General features: G+C 70.4%; 16 protein-coding genes. 7 read left to right on the top strand and 9 right to left on the bottom strand.

Annotated features, from left to right (window positions below):
- Positions 1-1,005: 1,005 nt before the first annotated feature.
- Positions 1,006-1,740 carry a hypothetical protein gene (locus IZR01_RS24130; RefSeq protein WP_194925189.1) on the top strand — a complete coding sequence of 245 codons (735 nt, stop codon included), beginning with the start codon at positions 1,006-1,008 and terminating at the stop codon, positions 1,738-1,740.
- An 80-nt stretch (positions 1,741-1,820) separates the two neighbouring features.
- Here IZR01_RS24130 and IZR01_RS24125 read toward each other — a convergent pair whose 3' ends face one another.
- From IZR01_RS24125 to IZR01_RS24085, 9 genes are all read right to left on the bottom strand, one after another.
- Entirely contained in the window at positions 1,821-2,906 is a 1,086-nt protein-coding gene (locus IZR01_RS24125; protein ID WP_194925188.1) for an ABC transporter ATP-binding protein, read from the bottom strand.
- 213 nt (positions 2,907-3,119) lie between these two features.
- On the bottom strand, positions 3,120-4,301 hold the full coding sequence (locus tag IZR01_RS24120; protein ID WP_194925187.1) for a thiolase family protein: 1,182 nt from the start codon (positions 4,299-4,301) through the stop codon (positions 3,120-3,122).
- A 2-nt stretch (positions 4,302-4,303) separates the two neighbouring features.
- Positions 4,304-5,269, bottom strand: coding sequence for a thiolase family protein (locus IZR01_RS24115; protein WP_194897802.1), 966 nt, complete (start codon positions 5,267-5,269; stop codon positions 4,304-4,306).
- Positions 5,269-6,321, bottom strand: a complete 1,053-nt coding sequence (locus tag IZR01_RS24110; RefSeq protein WP_194925186.1) for a Zn-ribbon domain-containing OB-fold protein — start codon at positions 6,319-6,321, stop codon at positions 5,269-5,271. The genes IZR01_RS24115 and IZR01_RS24110 overlap by 1 nt, the downstream gene beginning before the upstream one ends.
- A 14-nt stretch (positions 6,322-6,335) precedes the next feature.
- On the bottom strand, positions 6,336-7,904 hold the full coding sequence (locus IZR01_RS24105; protein WP_194925185.1) for an acyl-CoA synthetase: 1,569 nt from the start codon (positions 7,902-7,904) through the stop codon (positions 6,336-6,338).
- A gap of 218 nt (positions 7,905-8,122) precedes the next feature.
- The gene (locus IZR01_RS24100; RefSeq protein ID WP_194925184.1) at positions 8,123-9,655 is read right to left on the bottom strand and encodes a hypothetical protein; all 1,533 of its coding nucleotides are present in this window, start codon (positions 9,653-9,655) and stop codon (positions 8,123-8,125) included.
- 2 nt (positions 9,656-9,657) lie between these two features.
- Positions 9,658-10,200 (bottom strand): SigE family RNA polymerase sigma factor, encoded by a 543-nt coding sequence (locus IZR01_RS24095; RefSeq protein ID WP_194897806.1) that lies wholly within the window; start codon positions 10,198-10,200, stop codon positions 9,658-9,660.
- Positions 10,201-10,377: 177 nt separating this feature from the next.
- Positions 10,378-11,250 carry an aminoglycoside phosphotransferase family protein gene (locus IZR01_RS24090; protein WP_194897807.1) on the bottom strand — a complete coding sequence of 291 codons (873 nt, stop codon included), beginning with the start codon at positions 11,248-11,250 and terminating at the stop codon, positions 10,378-10,380.
- Between the two features lie 351 nt (positions 11,251-11,601).
- On the bottom strand, positions 11,602-12,732 hold the full coding sequence (locus IZR01_RS24085; protein ID WP_194925183.1) for an NAD(P)H-dependent flavin oxidoreductase: 1,131 nt from the start codon (positions 12,730-12,732) through the stop codon (positions 11,602-11,604).
- A gap of 215 nt (positions 12,733-12,947) precedes the next feature.
- Between IZR01_RS24085 and IZR01_RS24080 the strand changes: the two genes are divergently transcribed.
- From IZR01_RS24080 to IZR01_RS24055, 6 genes are all read left to right on the top strand, one after another.
- Positions 12,948-14,165 carry an ABC transporter ATP-binding protein gene (locus IZR01_RS24080; protein ID WP_323747081.1) on the top strand — a complete coding sequence of 406 codons (1,218 nt, stop codon included), beginning with the start codon at positions 12,948-12,950 and terminating at the stop codon, positions 14,163-14,165.
- Positions 14,165-14,815, top strand: a complete 651-nt coding sequence (locus IZR01_RS24075; RefSeq protein ID WP_194897809.1) for an ABC transporter permease — start codon at positions 14,165-14,167, stop codon at positions 14,813-14,815. Before IZR01_RS24080 ends, IZR01_RS24075 begins: the two co-directional genes overlap by 1 nt.
- Positions 14,812-15,489, top strand: a complete 678-nt coding sequence (locus tag IZR01_RS24070; RefSeq protein WP_194925182.1) for an ABC transporter permease — start codon at positions 14,812-14,814, stop codon at positions 15,487-15,489. The genes IZR01_RS24075 and IZR01_RS24070 overlap by 4 nt, the downstream gene beginning before the upstream one ends.
- Positions 15,490-15,545: 56 nt before the next feature.
- A complete protein-coding gene (locus IZR01_RS24065) occupies positions 15,546-16,496 on the top strand; it encodes an ABC transporter substrate-binding protein (RefSeq protein WP_194925181.1) in 951 nt (316 codons plus the stop codon).
- Positions 16,497-17,165: 669 nt separating this feature from the next.
- Complete coding sequence (locus IZR01_RS24060; RefSeq protein ID WP_194899268.1) at positions 17,166-17,672, top strand: cysteine dioxygenase; 507 nt, start codon at positions 17,166-17,168, stop codon at positions 17,670-17,672.
- Positions 17,669-18,064, top strand: a complete 396-nt coding sequence (locus tag IZR01_RS24055) for a rhodanese-like domain-containing protein (RefSeq protein WP_194899269.1) — start codon at positions 17,669-17,671, stop codon at positions 18,062-18,064. Before IZR01_RS24060 ends, IZR01_RS24055 begins: the two co-directional genes overlap by 4 nt.
- Positions 18,065-18,228: the final 164 nt, after the last annotated feature.

Raw genomic sequence — 18,228 nt, 5'->3', positions numbered from 1 at the left:
GCCCACGCCCAGCACGCCGACCGCTCGCAGCCCGCACGCGCCTCCACGCCCCACACGATGACCGCCCACGGCATCGCGCCCGCACGCACGACGGCTTGCAACCCACGCGCCCCGCCCCGAATGCCGACCACTCGCAGTCCACACGCCCGCGCTCGCAGCCCGCTCGCGGCCCGCACTTCCGTGACCCGCGCGTCGCCGAAACTCCGCGCCGCCCACACTCCTGACCTCGCAGCCGCCCAGCGCTACGCCCGATCGCCTCATCGTGACCGGGACGCCGACCGCGGGCAGCCCACGATGCGCCACGCCGCGCTTCACGATCGCCGCGCACGCCCACCGCTCGCAGCCCGCACCGCCCACGCCCGGCACGCCGACCGCTCGCAGCCCGCACGCCCACGCCCCACACCGTGACCGCCCGCGGCATCGCGCCCGCACTACGCACGCATGCCGCCGGCTTGCAGCCCACGCGACCCGCCCCGGACGCCCACCGCTCGCAGCCCACGTGCCCAGCCGCCGGTGCTTATCGCTCGCGGCCCACCTGTCCGAGACAGGGAATGCCGACCGCACACAGCCGATGCACCCACGCCCGGCACGCCGACCACTCGCGACCCACGCGCCCCGCCCCGGATGCCGACCACTCGCGCCACTCGCGCCGCCCACGCAGCCCTCGCCCGACGCCCGTCCCGCAGCGCTGCCCATGCCGCATCGCGGCCAGCCCTGCCTGCCCGCCGCAGGAGTCGCCGAGCAGACAGCGCGACCCGCACGCCACCGCTCGCGCCGCCCAGCGCGCACCGCTCGGCCTCCGGCCAACGAATCCACCGCAACCACCGCGACCACCGATGGGCGCAATGCACGCGGCCCGTGTCACCGTTCAACGCTGCGCGCGTTCGCGTTTTCGCGAGCTCGCCACGTCGGCTAGCACTGACATGCGACAGCACCGCCGGGCCGCCATCAGCCATAAGGGTCAGTGCGCTGGCACGGTCTGCCGAGCCGTCCGACCGTTGATGCATGACGACGACGCCCGAGCAGCCCCCGTCCGGTGATGACGAGTCCGGGGCGGCTGATGATCGTTTTGATCGGCGCATCGCGTTCGGGGTGGTGGCCGCCTTGGCTGTGGTGGGGTCGGTTGGGCCGTTCGGGTGGCATCTGCTGTCGAACGGGTCGGGGAGTTCGAAGGGCTCGAGTGGTGTGGTGGCCGCCGGCAATGGGGGCGCCGGGTCGAATGGGAACGCTGCTGTGGCCAATCCGGCGGCCGTGACCAGCAGTCCGAGTGCGAGTGCCAGCCCCAGTGCGTCGCCGACCACGGGTGGTCCGGCTGCGGGGGCCAGTGCCTCGTGTGCCGCCGCGCTGGGCAATGCCAGTTCGGTGAGCAATGGCAGCGGCACGATGGCGTCCATCGGTGGCTGGGCGATCATGGCCACGCCCAGTGTCAACGCGCTGCGCTCGGACGCGGCCACGCTGCACGGCATCGTCCTGCGCCAGGACGCCGCGGCGGTCCCTGCGGCTGCCAAGGCCCTGTGCGATCAGGTGGCCAGCGAGGGGCAGCTGGCTGCGATGCCCGACACCGTGGGGGCCACCGCGTGGCAGGCCGCGCTGAGCGCGTACGTCGCCGGCGCGACCGACGCCCTCGCCGCCGCGACGAACCACCCCGCGTACTACCAGGCTGCTGAGGCCCAGCTCGCGCAGGGGGGCCTGGAGCTCGACGCGCTCTCGGCCCGCATCATCGCCACGACCCAGCGCTGAAGACGGACCGGACCGCGGGCAGATAGCTACCCAGCCACGGCTACAGCAGCCACCGCTACCGCCGCCGCTGACGGCCGCCCCTACCGCCCCACCCGCACCCCGGTCTCCCCGTCGAAAACATGTATCTCCCGAGGATCCGGCACCACCCCCACCTGCGCCCCGACCCGAGGCGCCGCGTTCTCCTCGCAGCGCACGATCACCGTCCGGCGGCCGCGCCCGACGGTGATCTCGCAGTGTGCGTAGGCCGTGTGCCCGAGTCGTTCCACCAGGCTCACCGTGGTGTAGAGGCCGTTGCCGGGGGCTGCGAAGGTCGCGTGTTCCGGTCTGAAGCCGACTAGGACCGATGGGGAGGTCAGCGGGTACGCCACCTCCACCGGGACCTCGTACACGCCCGCCTCGCCGATGAGGGCCCAGCCGTGCTTGTACATTCCGGGGACCAGGTTCATCGCCGGGGAGCCGACGAAGCCGGCCACGAACTCGTTCACCGGGTGGTCGTAGAGGCGGCGGGGCGTGTCGACTTGTTGCAGGAGGCCGCGGTTCATGATCGCGATGCGGTCGCCCATCGCCATCGCCTCGACCTGGTCGTGGGTGACGTACAGGGTCGTGATGCCGCTCTTGCGCTGCATCTCGGCGATCCTCGCGCGCGCCGCCGTGCGCAGCTTCGCGTCCAGTGCGCCCAGGGGCTCGTCCATCAGGAACACGCGCGGTTCGCGGACCATCGCGCGGCCGATGGCCACGCGCTGTTGCTCGCCGCCGGACAGGGTCTTCGGCAGGCGGTCCAGGCGGTCCGACAGGTTCAGCTCTGATGCGACGCGGCGCACCCGGCGGGAGACCGCCGAGGCCGGGGCGCCGGCGAGTTCCATGCGGAATCCGAGGTTGCGGGCCACCGACATGTGGGGGAAGAGGGCGTAGCTCTGGAACACCATCGCCAGGTCGCGCTCGCCGGGTGGGATGCCGTGCAGGTCGTGGCCGTCGACGAGGACCTGGCCGGTCTGGATGTCCTCCAGGCCGGCGAGCATGCGCAGGGCTGTGGTCTTGCCGCAGCCGGAGGGGCCCAGCAGGACCAGGAGTTCGCCGTCCGCCACGGACAGCGTCAGGTTGTCAACCGCCTTGCGTCTGCCTTCCGGGTATGTGCAACTCGCCCGAAGGAAATCGACTGTCGCCACATCGTCCACCGCACTTCACAGCCCAGGTGACCGGCCTCGGTCCGCCCCGCCGTGCCGGTGTTGAACGCGGACGTTACGCCGAGCTGAACGGCGTCGCAATACCCTTCCTATATCGCGTGCGTTTCCGCGCCGGACATGACGCCAAGTGCGGCATATGACCGCGGTGGAAATGTGGAATTCTCATCTCGGGACGTGGGAAGAGCAGAAAACGATCTATGGCTTGCGGGCCCCCACCGCCCACATGGCAAAGAATTGAGATCCGCCGCCATAAGCGTGCCCCAGGGCCAGTCGCGAGCCGTCGACGGCGGCAGCCACCTGATGCTCCCCGGCCTGGCCCCGGACCTGCTGCGCGGCCTCGGCGAAGCGGATCATCCCGGAGGCCCCGATCGGATTGGAGGAGAGCACGCCGCCGGAGGGGTTCCACGGGATGTCCCCATCGAACGCGGTCGCGCCGGCCTCGGTCAGTTTCCAGCCCGACCCCTTCTCCGCGAACCCCAAGTTCTCCAGCCACATCGGCTCGTACCAGGAGAACGGCACGTACACCTCGGCCGTGGCGAACTGGCGCCGGGGCTCGGTGACGCCGGCCTGCCGGTAGACGTCGGCCGCGCAGTCGCGCCCGGCCCGCGGGTCCACGCTGTCCCGCCCCGACATCCCCATCGGCTCCGAGCGCATCGCCGCACCGTGCACCCAGGCCGGCGGCCGCCCGGTGGCCGCGCCGGCGGCCTCGGCGGCCCGCTCGGAGGCCAACACCATCGCCACCGCACCGTCCGAAGAAGGACAAGTCTCCAGATAGCGAATCGGATCCCACAACATCATCGATTCCTCGACCATCGCGAGATCGATGTTGGGGATCTTCAAATGCGCGTACGGATTACGCAACGCATTGATTCTGTCCTTGACCGCGACCATCATCCCGATATTGGCCGGAGCACCGGAACGCCGTATATAGGCCCGGATATATGGCGCGAAATACCCGCCGGCGCCGACCACCAGCGAGGCGGAGAACGGCGAGTGCGTGGACAGCGCCCACGTCGCGTTCGACTCCGACTGCTTCTCGAACGCCACCACCAGCACCCGCTCGTGCAGCCCGGCCTGCACCTGCGAGGCCCCGACCAGCGTGGTCGAGCCGCCGACCGAGCCGGCGGTGTGCACGCGCATCATCGGCTTGCCGACCGCGCCGAGCGCGTCGGCCAGGTAGAGCTCGGGCGTGGCGACGCCCTCGAACATGTCCGGGGCCTTGCCCACCACCACCGAGTCGATGTCGGCGAACGTCAGCCCGGCGTCCTCCAGCGCCGCCAGCGCCGCCTCGCGCACCATCCCGGCGAGCGACACGTCGGCCCGCTTGGTCCGGTACTTGGTCTGCCCGACGCCGATCACGGCGCACCGGTTGCCCATGGTCAGCGCTCCCCTTCGGATACGAGGTCTGATGCGGTATCAGCTGCGAGGACGCAGACGAGGTTGTGTTGAAGGCACGGTCCGGAAGCGGCGTGGGCGACGGCGCGCTGAGCGCTCCCGTCGTGGATCCGCGCGGCGGCCTCGCCGATCCGGATCAGCCCGGTCGCCATGATCGGATCGGCCTTACGCGGCCCCCCGGAGGGGTTGACCACCGTCTTCTCATCCAGCCCGAGCTCGCGGCGCAGCAACACCTCTTCATGCTCGAAACGGGTATGCAGCTCCGCGAAGTCGACGACGCCGGGACGCACCCCGGCCCGCGCCGCCGCCTCCCGCGTCGACGGACTGTGCGTCAGATCCCGCGACCCGATCGCGTGCGGCTCGATCCGGTGGTCGAGCCCGGTGATCCACGCGGGCCGCGAACACACTCTGCGCGCCACCTCGCCCGCCGCGAGGATCACCGCCGCGGCACCGTCCGTGGCCGGTGGCGGCGTGGGATCGGGATCGACGTCGAACCCGGCGTCCTTCAACGCCCGCGCCTGAAGCCCGGCCATCGCGATGTGCCCCGGCACCAGCGGCGCCAGGTAGTAGGGGTCGTAGGACAGCGAACTGATCCCGACCTGGTCGCCGATCGTCCCCTTGCCGAATCCGTACACCAGCGCGGCGTCGATGTCGCCGTGCTGCATCCGCACCCACGCCTCGTACAGCGCCCAGGCTCCGTCCTGCTCCACGTGGCTCTCGGCGATCGGCGGCCACGCGCCGATGGTGTCCAGCGCCGCCACGAACGAGAACGGCGTGCCGACCAGGTAGTCGTTGGACCCCGAGCAGGTGAAGCCGATCTCGGAGCGGTCCATACCGGTGACCGACAGCACCTCGTTCACCAGCGGCATCACCAGGTCCGCCTCGGTCCAGCCGAGGTCGGAGAAGCTGTGCTCGCTCTGCGCGAACGCGACGACCGCGACGTCCCTCATCACACGTACTCCTCGAACTGCTCGAACGGGACGTCGGGTTCGCCGGTCGGGGCGAACCACTTCAGGTTCTTCACCGACCGCGTCCGCTCGGCGTCCGGCACCCACACCCCCCGCACCCGCATCCCGATCCGCACCTCCTGCCACGGCACGTCGGAGACGAGGGCGAGCATCGCGATGTCGGCGCCGTCCAGCAGCACGTAGCCGCTGATGAACGGCACCTCCGGCGCGCCGGCGGCCGGGACGTTGTTGACCGCGAACGTGGTCAGCACGCCGGTGTCCGGCAGGTCCACCCACTCGGTGGCCGGCACGCCGTCGCCCGGGCACGCGCCGCGCGGCGGCACGAAGACCTTGCCGCACTTCGCACAGCGCGTGCCGCGGATCTGCCCGACGGCCATGCCGTCGATGAAGTGGTTCCAGACCGTCCCGCCCCGCAGCCGGTACTCCAACCGGTGCGGCAGCGTGACCATGGAGACGGGTTCGAGCTCTGCTTCCCCATCCGGCGCCGGAACCAGCGCCGGCACCTCGGCCGGCCCCTCCCCCGGCGCGAAGCACGCGATGTCCTTGACCGCCCCGGTGCGCTCGGCCCGCCACGTCGGATGCACCCGCATCCCGGTCGCCATCGCCGCCTTCGAACCGCTGTCCACGGCGTGCAGCAGCGCGGTGTCGGCGCCGTCTGGCCGGATCAGGGCCCAGGCGAAAGGCCGGTCCAGTGGGTGGTCCGGGCGCGGATCGTCGACCCAGGTCCAGGTGGTCACGGTCCCGGCCGGGCCGACTTCCACCCAATCCTCGTCGGCGGTCCCCAGCGCGGCCGCGGTCTGCGGATCGTACTCGGTCGGCGGGACCAGGACCCTGCCGTCCGGCATCCGCACGCCGAACAGCCGCCCGGAGCGCAGGCCGGTCAGGAACCGGCCGATCACCGGTCCGGTGGAGCGGGTGTAGCCGCCGGGGAACTCCAGGACGTGCACCACACGCTCATCAGAGGTCTGAGAGGCCGAGGCCCGGGAAGCGGAGGTCTGAGCGGCCTGGGAGGACGAAGAAGCCTGAGTCGTCATCTCGATCCCGCGCCTCAGATCGCGCTCTGGTGGCCGGCCCAGTACGGGTCGCGCAGCCGCCGTTTGAACAGCTTCCCGTTGGGCTCGCGCGGGAGCTGGTCGGTGAAGTCCAGCGTCTTGGGCCACTTCAACCGGGCCAGCCGGCCCTCCAGTGAGCCGATGATCTCCGCGGCGAGCGCGTCGGCGGGCTCGTACCCCTCGTTCAGCTCGACCACGGCCTTGATCTGCTCGCCCCAGTCCTCGTCCGGGATGCCGAACACCGCGACGTCGCCGACCGCCGGATGCCGCAGCAGCTCGCCCTCGATCTCGGCCGGGTAGATGTTGACGCCGCCGGAGATGATCATGTCGATCTTGCGGTCGCAGAGGTAGAGGAAGCCGTCCTCGTCGAAGTAGCCGATGTCGCCGACGGTGAAGTAGCCGTTGTGCCGGTTGGCCTCGGTCTTCGCCTTGTCGCCCTTGTACTCGAACTCGCCGACGCCCATCTTCATGTAGACGGTGCCCGGCGTGCCGACCGCGACCTCCGCGCCGTTCTCGTCCAGGGCCACCACCTCGCTGATCGGCCAGGCCTTGCCGACGGTGCCGGGATGCGCCACCCAGTCCTCGGGGGTGGCGATGGTGCCGCCGCCCTCGGTCGCGGCGTAGTACTCGTAGATGACCGGGCCCCACCAGTCGAGCATGGCCCGCTTGACGTGCTGCGGGCACGGCGCGGCGGCGTGGATCGCGACCTTCATCGAGGAGACGTCGTACCGCTGCTTCACTTCCTCCGGCAGGTGCAGCATCCGGTGGAACTGGGTCGGGACCATGTGAGTGTGCGTGGCCTTGGTGCGCTGGATCATCTCCAGCGTGCCCTCCGGCGTCCACTTGTCCATCAGCGCCAGGGTGTGGCCCATCTGCAGCGCGGTGCCGCCGAACTGGGTGACCGCGGTGTGGTAGTTGGGCGAGGTGACCAGGTGCACGCCGCCGCCACCGGGCTTGATGCCGAAGAAGCCGGGCAACACCGTGCTCATCTCGGCCATCATGTCCGGGTCCTGACCGGACAGCGCGCGCCGCACGCCCTTGGGCTTGCCGGTGGTGCCGGAGGTGTAGTGCATCGCCGTGCCGTAGCCGCGGTTCTCCGGCAGGTCGGTGCTGTGCCCGGCACGGAACTGCTCCAGCGGGGTGAAGCCGGGGATGTCGCCGCCGACGCTGATCAGCGCCTCCTTCGGCAGCCCCCGCCCCTCCTTCTCCAGTTCCGCGACGGCGGCCAGGCCGAGGTCGGCGAAGCGCGCGTGGCAGAAGAAGGCCTTGGCCTCGGCGTCGTGGATGATGTAGGCGATCTCGGGCCCGGCCAGGTGGAAGTTGATCGGCGTGTAGTACCACGCGGCCTGCAAGGCCGCGGCGTAGATCTCGACCATCTCCACCAGGTTGGGCATCAGCAGCGTGAGCCCGTCGCCGTCGGCCATGCCGAGGGCGCGCAGCGCGTGCACGGTCTGGTTGGCGCGCGCCAGGACGTCGCCGGCTCTGTGCTCGTCGCCGGCTTCCTCGATGACGGCGGTCCAGTCGGGGTCGGCTTGCGCGATCTTCCAGAAACCCAGCCCTGCCATGCGCGACTCCCGCCTACTCCATCTGATGGATCGTCAGTAGTGGAGTACAACACGGGCCCTGAGAGGCTGCAAGGGCTACGCGGGGCGAAACTAGAACGAGTTCCTGTTTGTTGCGAACGGCTGGCCGAACCACGCGTCGAACGGCTCGCCGGCGACCGCGACGCGGTGTGCCGACGAGCCGTATGAGGACCCGGATGCAGAATCCGGATGCGGAACCCTTAGTGGTGGGTCGCGCCGCCGGAGTAGCGGGAGACCATGGACCGTCCGATGCCCGCGAGCCACTGCTGATCGGCCGCCGAGCTCAGGTCGAGCGGAGTCTTGGTGGTCCAGGTCTGGTCTCGGACGTGGTTGGAGTTGGACAGGTCAGTCCGCAGGATCGTGTCGCCGACGCGGACGTAGACGCTGACGATCCCCAGATCCGGCATGGTCTGCGCGAACGCCTCGTCGCCGATCCCGGCCGGCAGCGGCGTGACCGTGTCCTTCGAGTAGTCGACCGGCCCGACCTTACATCCGCCCTGGGCCGCCGCCCGGACCTTGGCCATGTCTTGCGCACCGGAACCGTGGGCGAGGAAGTACTCGCCTTCAACCGCCGTGCCGGTGACGCCGTTCGGCAGCGGACCCCAATAGTGCGTGTCCGATCCGGTCTTCGACAACGGCACGCTCCCCTGGGCGTCGCAGCCGTTGACGGCTTGCAACATCCCGCTGGTGCCCTGGTCCGCCTGTCCGGTGTCGAAGGACCAACCCGTCCCCAAGTCGGCGGGCAGCAGCAGCTTTCCGTCCGGATCAGGAGGCGGGAGCAGGCTCCAGCCGGAGTGGATCGCCGGATCGGCCAGGGCCGAGGCCAGGGACTGCGCGGTCCACGGTGTCGGCTGGACCACGGTCGCCGGATCCGGTGCCGACTCCTGCCACGGCGTCTGGAAGTCCTGCGCGACAACGGAGAACAACTCGCCGTCGGCGAACTGCCGGAGCGCGACGGTCGCGGTGCCCTTGCCGATCTTCGCCGAGGCGCTGCCGGTCGTGGAGCCGTCCGGGAGACGCGTCACCGCGCAGGACGACCACTGCGCGGCCAGCAGGGGCATGGACGAGGCCCCTGTCACCGACTGTCCTGTCACCGGCTGGTCGCCGGAGAACGGAATGTCGCAGGGCGCGGCGAGCTTGTCGGTGGCGAACCCGACCGTCGCCCCGATGGTCTGCGCCCACCCGCTGGAGGAGGAGAGCGTGAAGGTCAGCTGGCCGGACTGACGAAGAATGTCATTCGTCCAGACCGACGTCATGATGATCTCGTTGGCCGTCTTCGCCCGCGCGTCCGAGGCGGCGACGATGCGCAGGTGCGCTTGGTCCCGGGAACCGTTGAAGTGGGTGAGGGTGGGATCCATCTGCCCTAGCACCGCCGCCAGGTTCACCGCCGCCGGTTGCGGGATGTATACGATGCCGGACTTGTCGCCGGGCTGCTCGCTCGTGCCCATGTTCGTGACGTAGTTGAAGACGTTCGACAGCGGCCTGCCGCCCCAGGCACCGCCGGGCCCCGGCTGCGAACCGAGATCGGCGGTCCCGGCGCCCAGCCCCACCGCCACGGCGACGGTCAGCGCCACCACCCCGGCCAGCCCGCCGCCGGCGCCCGCCATCCGGAACCGCCGCCGCCGGTCCCCGGCGTGGGCGAGCACCGCGGGGTCGGCGATCCATCCGGGCTCGCCCGCCCCCCGGGTCCGGTCGAACAGTTCGCGAGCCCAGTCCACTTCTTCCTCAGCCATGCTCATCCTTCCTTCCACGTGAGCAGGTCGGGATCGGCGGCGTGCGCGGAGCTCGCGATTTCCACGCGCAACGCCGCCAGACCCCGGGCCGTCTGGCTCTTGACGGTGCCGGCCGAGCACCCCAACAACCGGGCGGTCTCCTCCACGCTCTGGTCCTCCCAGAAGCGCAGTACCAATACCGCGCGCTGCCCGGGCGGCAGCGTGCGCAGCGCCGCGACGAGAAGGTCGCGGTCGGCGGCGGCCGTGTCCGGCGCGCTGTCGGTGGCCGGACGGTCCGGCAGATCGTCCGAGCCGGGGTACTCCCGGCGCCACCGGACGTGCCGCTTCTCGTCGATGCAGGCGCGGAGCAGGGTCTTGCGGAGATAGGCGTCCAGATCCTCACGACGGCGCACCCGGCCCCAGGCGGCGTGCAGCTTGATGAACGCGATCTGGGTCAGGTCCTCGGCCTGGTGCCAGTCGCCGCACATCAAGTACGCGGTGCGCCGCAGCGTGTGGGAACGAGCGGCGACGAGTTCGCTGAACTCGTCGTCGTCAGGTCTTTGCATGTGGCCGCCCCTCGTGGTGTCCCTGCCTCCATCGGCTACCACGAGGGTGGGGGCGGTTCTGGTTGTCAGCGGGCGATGCGCATGATCAGCCCGTACTTCAGGTGTTGAGTTCGCACTTCAGGTGTTGAGTTCGCGCTTCAAATGCTGAGTGCGCACTTCAACCGCCGAGTACGCACTTCAAGCGCTCAGCGCGCGCTCCAGGGTGGCATATCCGGCCGGTTCCCACGTCGGCTTGCCGCCGGGCCTGCCGAGCCGGCCGGCCCGCCCGATCGCGATCAACGTCATCGCGCGCAGCACGGCCCAGCCGCGGGCCCGGGTGATGTCGGCGTCGTCGGCACGCTGGTAGACCTCGAAGAACCGGTCCGCCGAACCTGCGGGCAGCAGGATCCAGGCGGCCGACAGGTCGATCGCCGGATCGCCGGACCCCAGGTCGCCGAAGTCGACCACGCCGGCCAGCATCCCGTCCCGCACGACGACGTTGGCCGGATGCAGATCGGTGTGCAGCCACACCGCCCCGCCCCGCCACTTCGGCGCCGCGACGGCCGTCAGCCAGACCTCGCGGGCCGCCTCGGCGACCTCCCGGTCCTCCAGGTCCGCGAGCCAGCGCTGGATCGTGGCCTCGCCATCGACGCGCCGCTCGCTGACCGGGGCGTCGGCGGGGGCCGGCTGGTGCAGTGCGGCGAGGAATCCCGCCAAGGCGTCCGCCGACTCGGCGCGGGTGATCGGCGCCTGGTCGGCCGGTTCGCCCTCGACCCAGCGCATGATTGTCCAGGGGTACCCGAACAGCTCCGACGGTTCGCCGACCCGCACCGGCATCGGCGTGGGCAGCGGCAGGCGATCAACGAACGTCGGCAGCCATCTCTGTTCCAGCCGCGCCTGAAACGAGGGCACCTCGCCACGCGGCATCCGTACGGCCAAGTCCGCGCCGAGCCGGAACTGCTGGTTGCCCCAACCGCCGGGGACGTCGCGGAGTTCGAGATCCGCCAGATCAGGATGTTGGTCCTTCAGCAGCGCCCGGACCAGGTCCTGTCCGTATATGAAGTCACCCATCGGCCCACGCTAACCGAACGACCGACACCGGGGCCTCTAGAGCGCGGAAAGAGACCCCGGTGTCCCGGTCGCGTCTGCCCTCGGCGTGACCGGTTGGGCACCGGAACCGCGGGGGCTCACCGGTGCCAGTTCGCAGAGTACGGTGTGACAGGCGGTGACCGCACGGTTATCGGCGGATGTGGATGATTTTCCGCCTCTACCCCTTACGGGTGTTCGCAGTCCCGAACGACCGCAGATGTCCAGCGTGGCGCTCCTTACGCGGTCTGATCGGTAACGACGGTCACGCCGTACGTGGTCTTACGTGGTCTTACGTGGCCGTACGTGGTCCGATCCGCGGCGCCGCCGGCCGGCTCACGCCTCGGTGATCGCGCCCAGCCGCTCGACGGCCGCCGCGTACTCCTCGATGAGTTGGTAGATCACCTCGCGCACCGGTCGGACATCGGTCATCGAACCGACGATCTGGCCGACCGGCATGCCCATCAACTCGGTGCGGCCGGCCCGGGCGATGCGGCGGTGCGCCTCGGAGACCAGCATGTACTGCAACGGCATCGGCAGCGCGCCGGGGGAATCAGTGCCCTCCCAGGCGTCGGTCCAGTCGGTGCGCAGCTGGCGTGCCGGTTTGCCGGTGAGCGCGCGGGAGCGGACGGTGTCGCGCGAGGACGCGGCCAGCAGCTTGGGGACCACGCGCGGGTCGGTGTCGGCCTCGGCGACCGTCAGCCAGATCGAGCCGGTCCAGGCGCCCTGCGCGCCCAGGGCCATGGCCGCCGCGACCTGACGGCCGTCGCCGATCCCGCCGGCGGCCAGGACCGGGGTGTCCCCCACCGCGTCGACGACTTCCGGGATCAGCACCATCGTGGAGATCTCGCCGGTGTGCCCGCCGGCCTCGGTGCCCTGCGCGACGATGATGTCGACGCCGGAGTCGACCTGCTTGCGGGCGTGGTGGGCGCTGGAGGCCAGGCCCGCGGTGCGGACGTTGTTCCGGTGCGCCAGCTCCACGATGTCGGCCGGCAGCGGGCCCAGCGCGCTGGCCAGCAAGGCGATCGGGTGCTCCAGCGCCACCTCGACCTGCGGCCGGGCGGTGGCGTCGGTCCAGCCCAGCAACTGGTGGCTGTGGTCGCCGTCGGCGGGGAGTTCGGGCACCTCGTACTTGTCGAGGATGCCCTCGACGAAGTCGCGGTGGTGGTCGGGGATGTAGGACTTCAGCGTCTCCTCCATGCTGGTCCGCGCCGAGTCCTTGGCGGAGGCCTCGTTGACGGAGGAGGAGAGGGAGGCCGGCATGACGACGTCGACGCCGTACGGTTTGCCGTCGGTGTGCGCGTCGAGCCAGCGGAGCTCGGTCTCGAGCTCGTCGGGGGTGAAGTAGACCGCGCCCAGGACGCCCAGGCCCCCGGCCCGGGTGACGGCCGCGACGACGTCGCGGCAGTGGCTGAACGCGAACAGCGGGAATTCCAGGCCCAAGGCTGCTGAGAGCGGGGTTCGCATGGTGGGGACGGTAGGGGCGGCGGCGCAAAACTGCAACAGGTTCTAGTGATGGTTCTCGTGCTGGTTCATCTGATGGTTCTTGTAGTGGCCGTGGCTTTGCCGACCGGGACGCCACGACTCATCAGGACGCCACGGCTCATCGGATTGAGACGGGCACCTTCCGCATCGTGAGGCTTGACCGACCTTTGACCGGCCTACCGGCTAGGCTCTCGGGGGTGATTTCCTTCGTGCAGGTCGGAAAGACGTACCCGGACGGGACGGTGGCCGTGGCGGCGACCGACCTGACCGCCGACAGCGGGCGCATCACGGTGCTGGTGGGTCCATCCGGGTCCGGCAAGACCACCCTGCTGCGGATGGTCAACCGGATGATCGAGCCCACCGGCGGCGAGATCCTCATCGACGGGGTGGACGTGCGGTCCAAGTCCGCACCGGAGCTGCGGCGCGGGATCGGCTACGTGATCCAGAACGCCGGTCTGTTCCCGCACCGGACGGTCTTGGCCAACGTGATGACCGTGCCGCGCCTGCTGGGCTGGTCCAGGGACAAGGCGCGCGAGCGGGCCATGGAGCTGCTGACGACCGTCGGGCTCGAGGAGTCCCACGCGAAGCGCTACCCGTTCCAGCTCTCCGGCGGTCAGCAGCAGCGGGTCGGCGTCGCGCGGGCGCTGGCCGCCGATCCACCGGTGCTGCTGATGGACGAGCCCTTCAGCGCCGTGGACCCCGTGGTGCGCAAGGACCTGCAGACCGAACTGCTGCGGCTCCAGTCCGAGCTAAGCAAGACCATCCTGTTCGTCACCCACGACATCGACGAGGCGATCCAGCTCGGCGACAAGGTCGCGGTGCTGAACACCGGCGGCGTGCTCGAACAGTTCGACACCCCGACCGAGCTGCTGGCCAACCCCAAGAACGAGTTCGTCGAGAGCTTCCTCGGGCTGGACCGGGGCGTGCGGCGGCTGTCGTTCTTCTCCTCCACCGGCGTCCCGCTGCGGCCCGAGCCGGTGGTCGCGCGGGACGCGCCGGCCGCGGAGGTGCTGGCCCGCAGGGGCGCGCAGCCCTGGCTGCTGGTCGTGGACGGCGGGCACAAGCCGTTGGGCTGGCTGACCGCCGAGCAGGTGCCGGCGGACGGGGATCTGACGAAGGTGGCGGTCGGCGAGCTCGTCTCCTACGGGCACACGTTCGGCGCCGAGACCGACTCGCTGCGCGCCGCCCTGGACTCGGCGATCCTGTCGCCGTCCAGCCGGGCGGTCGGGGTGGCCGAGGACGGGCGGGTCGTCGGGGTCGCGTCGGTCGAGGAACTGGTGCCGGCGATCCGGGCCGCGCAGAGCGCCAGCGTTCCGGACACCGGCCGTGGTGACCTGAGCGACGCAGGCGACCCGGTCAACCCGGTCACGCCAGGCGGCCAAGGCGATCGCGACGACAATCCGGAGACCGTCTGATGCGGTCCGCCGGCCTGTTCCCCCACATCCCCAGTTATCTGGGCACATACGGATCCCTGATCCAGCAACAGCTGACGATGGCGCTGCTGTCGGTGCTGTTCGGGCTGATCGCCGCGCTGCCGATCGCGCTGCTGTGCGTGCGCTACCCCAAGATCTACCCGGCGGTGGTCGGACTGCTGACCGTCATCTACTCCCTGCCGTCCATCGCGTTGTTCGTGCTGCTGGTCCCCTCCACCGGACTGACGCAGACCACGGTCATCATCCCGCTGTCGGTGTACAGCCTCGCGGCGCTGGTCCCGAACATCGTGGAGGGCATCCGCGGGATCCCCGAGGACGTCCGGCTCGCAGCCATCGCGATGGGCTACACCGGCGCGCGCCGGCTGGTCGCCGTCGACCTGCCGCTGGCGGTGCCGCCGATCATGGCCGGGCTGCGGGTGGCGACGGTCGGCAACGTCAGCATGGTCAGCGTCGGCACGGTGATCGGCGTCGGGGCGTTCGGCGCCCTGTTCACGGCCGCGGCCCAGCTGAGCCGGTCGGACCTGGCGGTGACCGGCATCGTGGTCATCGTGGCCCTGGCACTGGCCTGCGACCTGCTGCTGGTGGTCGCGCAACGGCTGCTCACGCCGTGGAACAAGCGGAGGTCGGCGTGAACGTCCTGAGTCAGGCCTGGGGCTGGCTGACCACGTCCGCGAACTGGAGCGGGACCGACGGGATCCCGACCCGGTTCCTTCAGCACTTCGAGTACTCGGTGGAGGCGGTGCTCATCGGGGCGCTGATCGCCTTCCCGCTGGGGCTGCTCACCGGGCACGTCAAGCGCGGCGGGCTGGTGGTCACCTCGCTGGCGAACGTGGCGCGGGCGCTGCCGACGCTGGGTCTGGTGGTGCTGCTGGTGGTGGTCATGGGCGTGAAGTTCCGGGCCGTGATGATCCCCCTGGTGGCGCTGACCGTGCCGCCGATCCTGCTGAACACCTACGAGGGCGTGCGGAACGTGGATCCGCAGCTCACCGACGCGGCCAAGGGCATGGGCCTGCGGCCGTGGCAGGTGCTGTGGCGGGCCGAGGTGCCGGCGGCGCTGCCGCTGATCCTGACCGGGTTCCAGTTCGCGGCGGTGAACGCGGTGGCGAACACGGCGATCGCGGCGTACTCCTCGTTCGGCGGGCTCGGCCGGTTCGTCATCGACGGGCTGGCGACCACCGACTACGGGATGGTGGCCGGAGGCGCGTTCCTGATCGTGATCGCGGCGATCCTGAACCTGGTGTTCTTCGCCGTATTGCGCAAACTGCTGATCTCTCCGGGACTGAGGCAGAAGAAACCGACCACGTAGCGCGCTCGGCGCGTTGAGCAGGGGGGCCGGCTTTCCACCGCACGAAGGACGACCCCATGAGCAAGACCCCTCACACGCCGCGCCGCCCTGGGCTGTCGACGACGGCCGCCGCCACGGCGCTGGCGGCGGCCGCGCTGACCGCACTGACGGCACTGACCGTCACCGCCTGCACCAACGGCAACCCGCTGGTCCCGGGGCCGAAGAAGGGGCAGGTGACGGTCGGCTCGGCCAACTTCCCGGAGAACGTGCTGCTGGCCGACATCTACGCCTCGGCGCTGAAGGCCAAGGGCGTGAAGGTCGGCGTACGGTTCAACGTCGGCAGCCGCGAGGTGCTGTACCAGCAGGTACAGCAGGGTTCGCTGACGGTCCTGCCGGAGTACAACGGCGCGCTGCTGGCGTACCTGGACTCCAAGACGCGCGCCGCCACGACCGCGGACATCAACGCCGGGCTGCGGACGAAGCTGCCGGCATCGCTGGAGATCCTGGACTCCTCCCCCGCCGAGGACAAGAACGCACTGGTGGTCACGGCCGCGACCGCCGCGAAGGACCATCTGGCCGCGATCGGAGACCTGGCACCGTACGCGGCCTCGATGGACATCGGCGGACCGCCGGAGTTCAAGGAGCGCTACCAGGGCCTGCCGGGGCTGAAGGACAAGTACGGCCTGACGTTCAAGAACTTCAGCTCCCTGGACACCGCCGGCCCGATCACGGTCAAGGCCCTGGCCGACGGCTCGGTCCAGGTCGCGACCCTGTTCACCACCGACCCGAACATCGCCTCGCACGGCTTCAAGGTGCTGGCCGACCCCGAGCAGGTGTTCACGGCGCAGAACGTGACGCCGCTGGCGTACCGGGACAGCATGACGCCGACCGCGGTCGCGACGCTGAACGCGGTGTCGGCGAAGCTGGACACGGCGGCGCTGGCGGGGATGATGGCGGCGATCATGAATCAGAAGAAGGATATCGATGTGGTGGCTGACGATTGGTTGAAGGCGATGGGGATGCGGTAGCGGGGGGCGCGGCTGGTGCGGCGCGCCATGCGGCTGCTGCAGCGCGGTTGACTGGTGCAGCGCCGCGTCGATCTTTCGGGGGTGCGGGGTTTTGGTCACCGGCCGGATGTGGGCTGCGTATGCAGGGTGGCGGTTGCGTGTGGGGTTGAAAGCGTTGTGAAAAAACCGCCAGATTTCGTCCGCCGGCTTCCAGAGACCCGCGGCGGTCGCCCGGCGGGGCGGACGAAATCAGTCCGTTTTATCACAACATGTGTGGTCGGTTCCCGAGAGCGGGCAGCCCAGGCGCGGACCCGGCCACCCTGCCGACCGCCGGACACCCCAGGGCCGGGTCTTCAACCCCGACACCGTGACCGGCTGCGGCGAGAACCGCCCAACCACAGCATTCACGCCCGACCCGGCTATACATACGTATAGCCCCACCCACTGACACAAATGTGCGTGTCCGCATCCCGAGACGCGCCCCGTCCGCGACCCGACACCCCGTGAGACGCCCGTGTCCGCATCGCGAACGCTCCCGGCGCGCCGGGGACCGCGCGTGTCACCATCTGCGCATGTCCGCTCCGCTGCTCGCCTGGTCCGACCGTCCGGTCGATCTGTTGCGCGTGGCGTCCTGCATGTGTACCGAGGCGTTCCCGACCTCGACCTCACATCTCGGACCACGGAGCCTTCATGTTCTCGGCCGCCTCGACGCAGACGCCTGATCTCGATATCGCCGAACCATTTCTGCACGACCTCGTGCTGCCTGATCGTCCTTTGTGGACGCCGACGCAGCTCAGGGATCTGACTGTGGCGTTGGCCAATGGGGTCAACGCCGAGCGGCTGCGGCCGTTGGTGCGTTATACCGAGCCGCAGCGGTGGTGGACGCGGCTGGCTTTGACCCGTGGGGTCGAGGTGTGGCTGTTGAGTTGGCTGCCCGGGCAGGGGACGCGGCCTCATGATCATGGGGGTGCCGCCGGGTCGTTCACCGTGTTGGTCGGTGAGGTGCAGGAGGAGCACCGCTATCCCGGGGCGCCGATCGGGGTGCGGCGGCTCGGGGTCGGGCAGGGATTGGGATTCGGGGGCGATCGGGCGCATAGCGTGCGGCAGGCGGGTAATGGTCCGGCCGCGACCGTGCACGCCTATTCGCCCCCGCTGCTCCCCACCCGGGAGTACGAGAGCCTGGAGGACCTGGTTTGAGTTCCGTGGACACGTTCGTCGAGAGCGCCCGGGCCGGATTGCGGCGCGTGAGCCCGCAGGAGACTGACGAGCTCCGGCACGGGGGCGCGCTGCTGATCGACATCCGTCCGCACGCCAACCGCGCCTCGGAGGGCGAGATCCCCGGCGCGCTGCCGGTGGAGCGGATCCACCTGGAGTGGCGGCTGTCCCCGGACAGCGAGTGGCGCCTGCCGGGGGTCAGCGCGGAGTCGGTGGTCGTCGTGTTCTGCAACGAGGGCTACGCCTCCAGCCTGGCCGCCCGCGACCTCCAGCGGCTCGGCCTGCCCCGGGCCACCGACCTGGTCGGCGGGTTCCGGGCGTGGGCCGCCGCGGGGTTGCCGACCGAGCCGGGCGGGCAGCCGGCGCTGCCGTAGCGCGCCGCGGTGGGCGGTAGACGTGCGGCGGTAGCACGGGGCGGTCGCGAGCGGCGGTAGTGAGCGGCGGTAGTGAGCGCCAGCCCGGCGCCAACGCGGCCACAGCGTCGCCGACACCGATCGCCGACGCACCCGCCCCCACACCGCGTAGCGCGGATGGCCGA

The organism is Catenulispora pinisilvae (assembly GCF_015356865.1).
GTDB classification, from domain to species: domain Bacteria; phylum Actinomycetota; class Actinomycetes; order Streptomycetales; family Catenulisporaceae; genus Catenulispora; species Catenulispora pinisilvae.
This window is presented reverse-complemented; position numbering and strand designations above follow the sequence as displayed.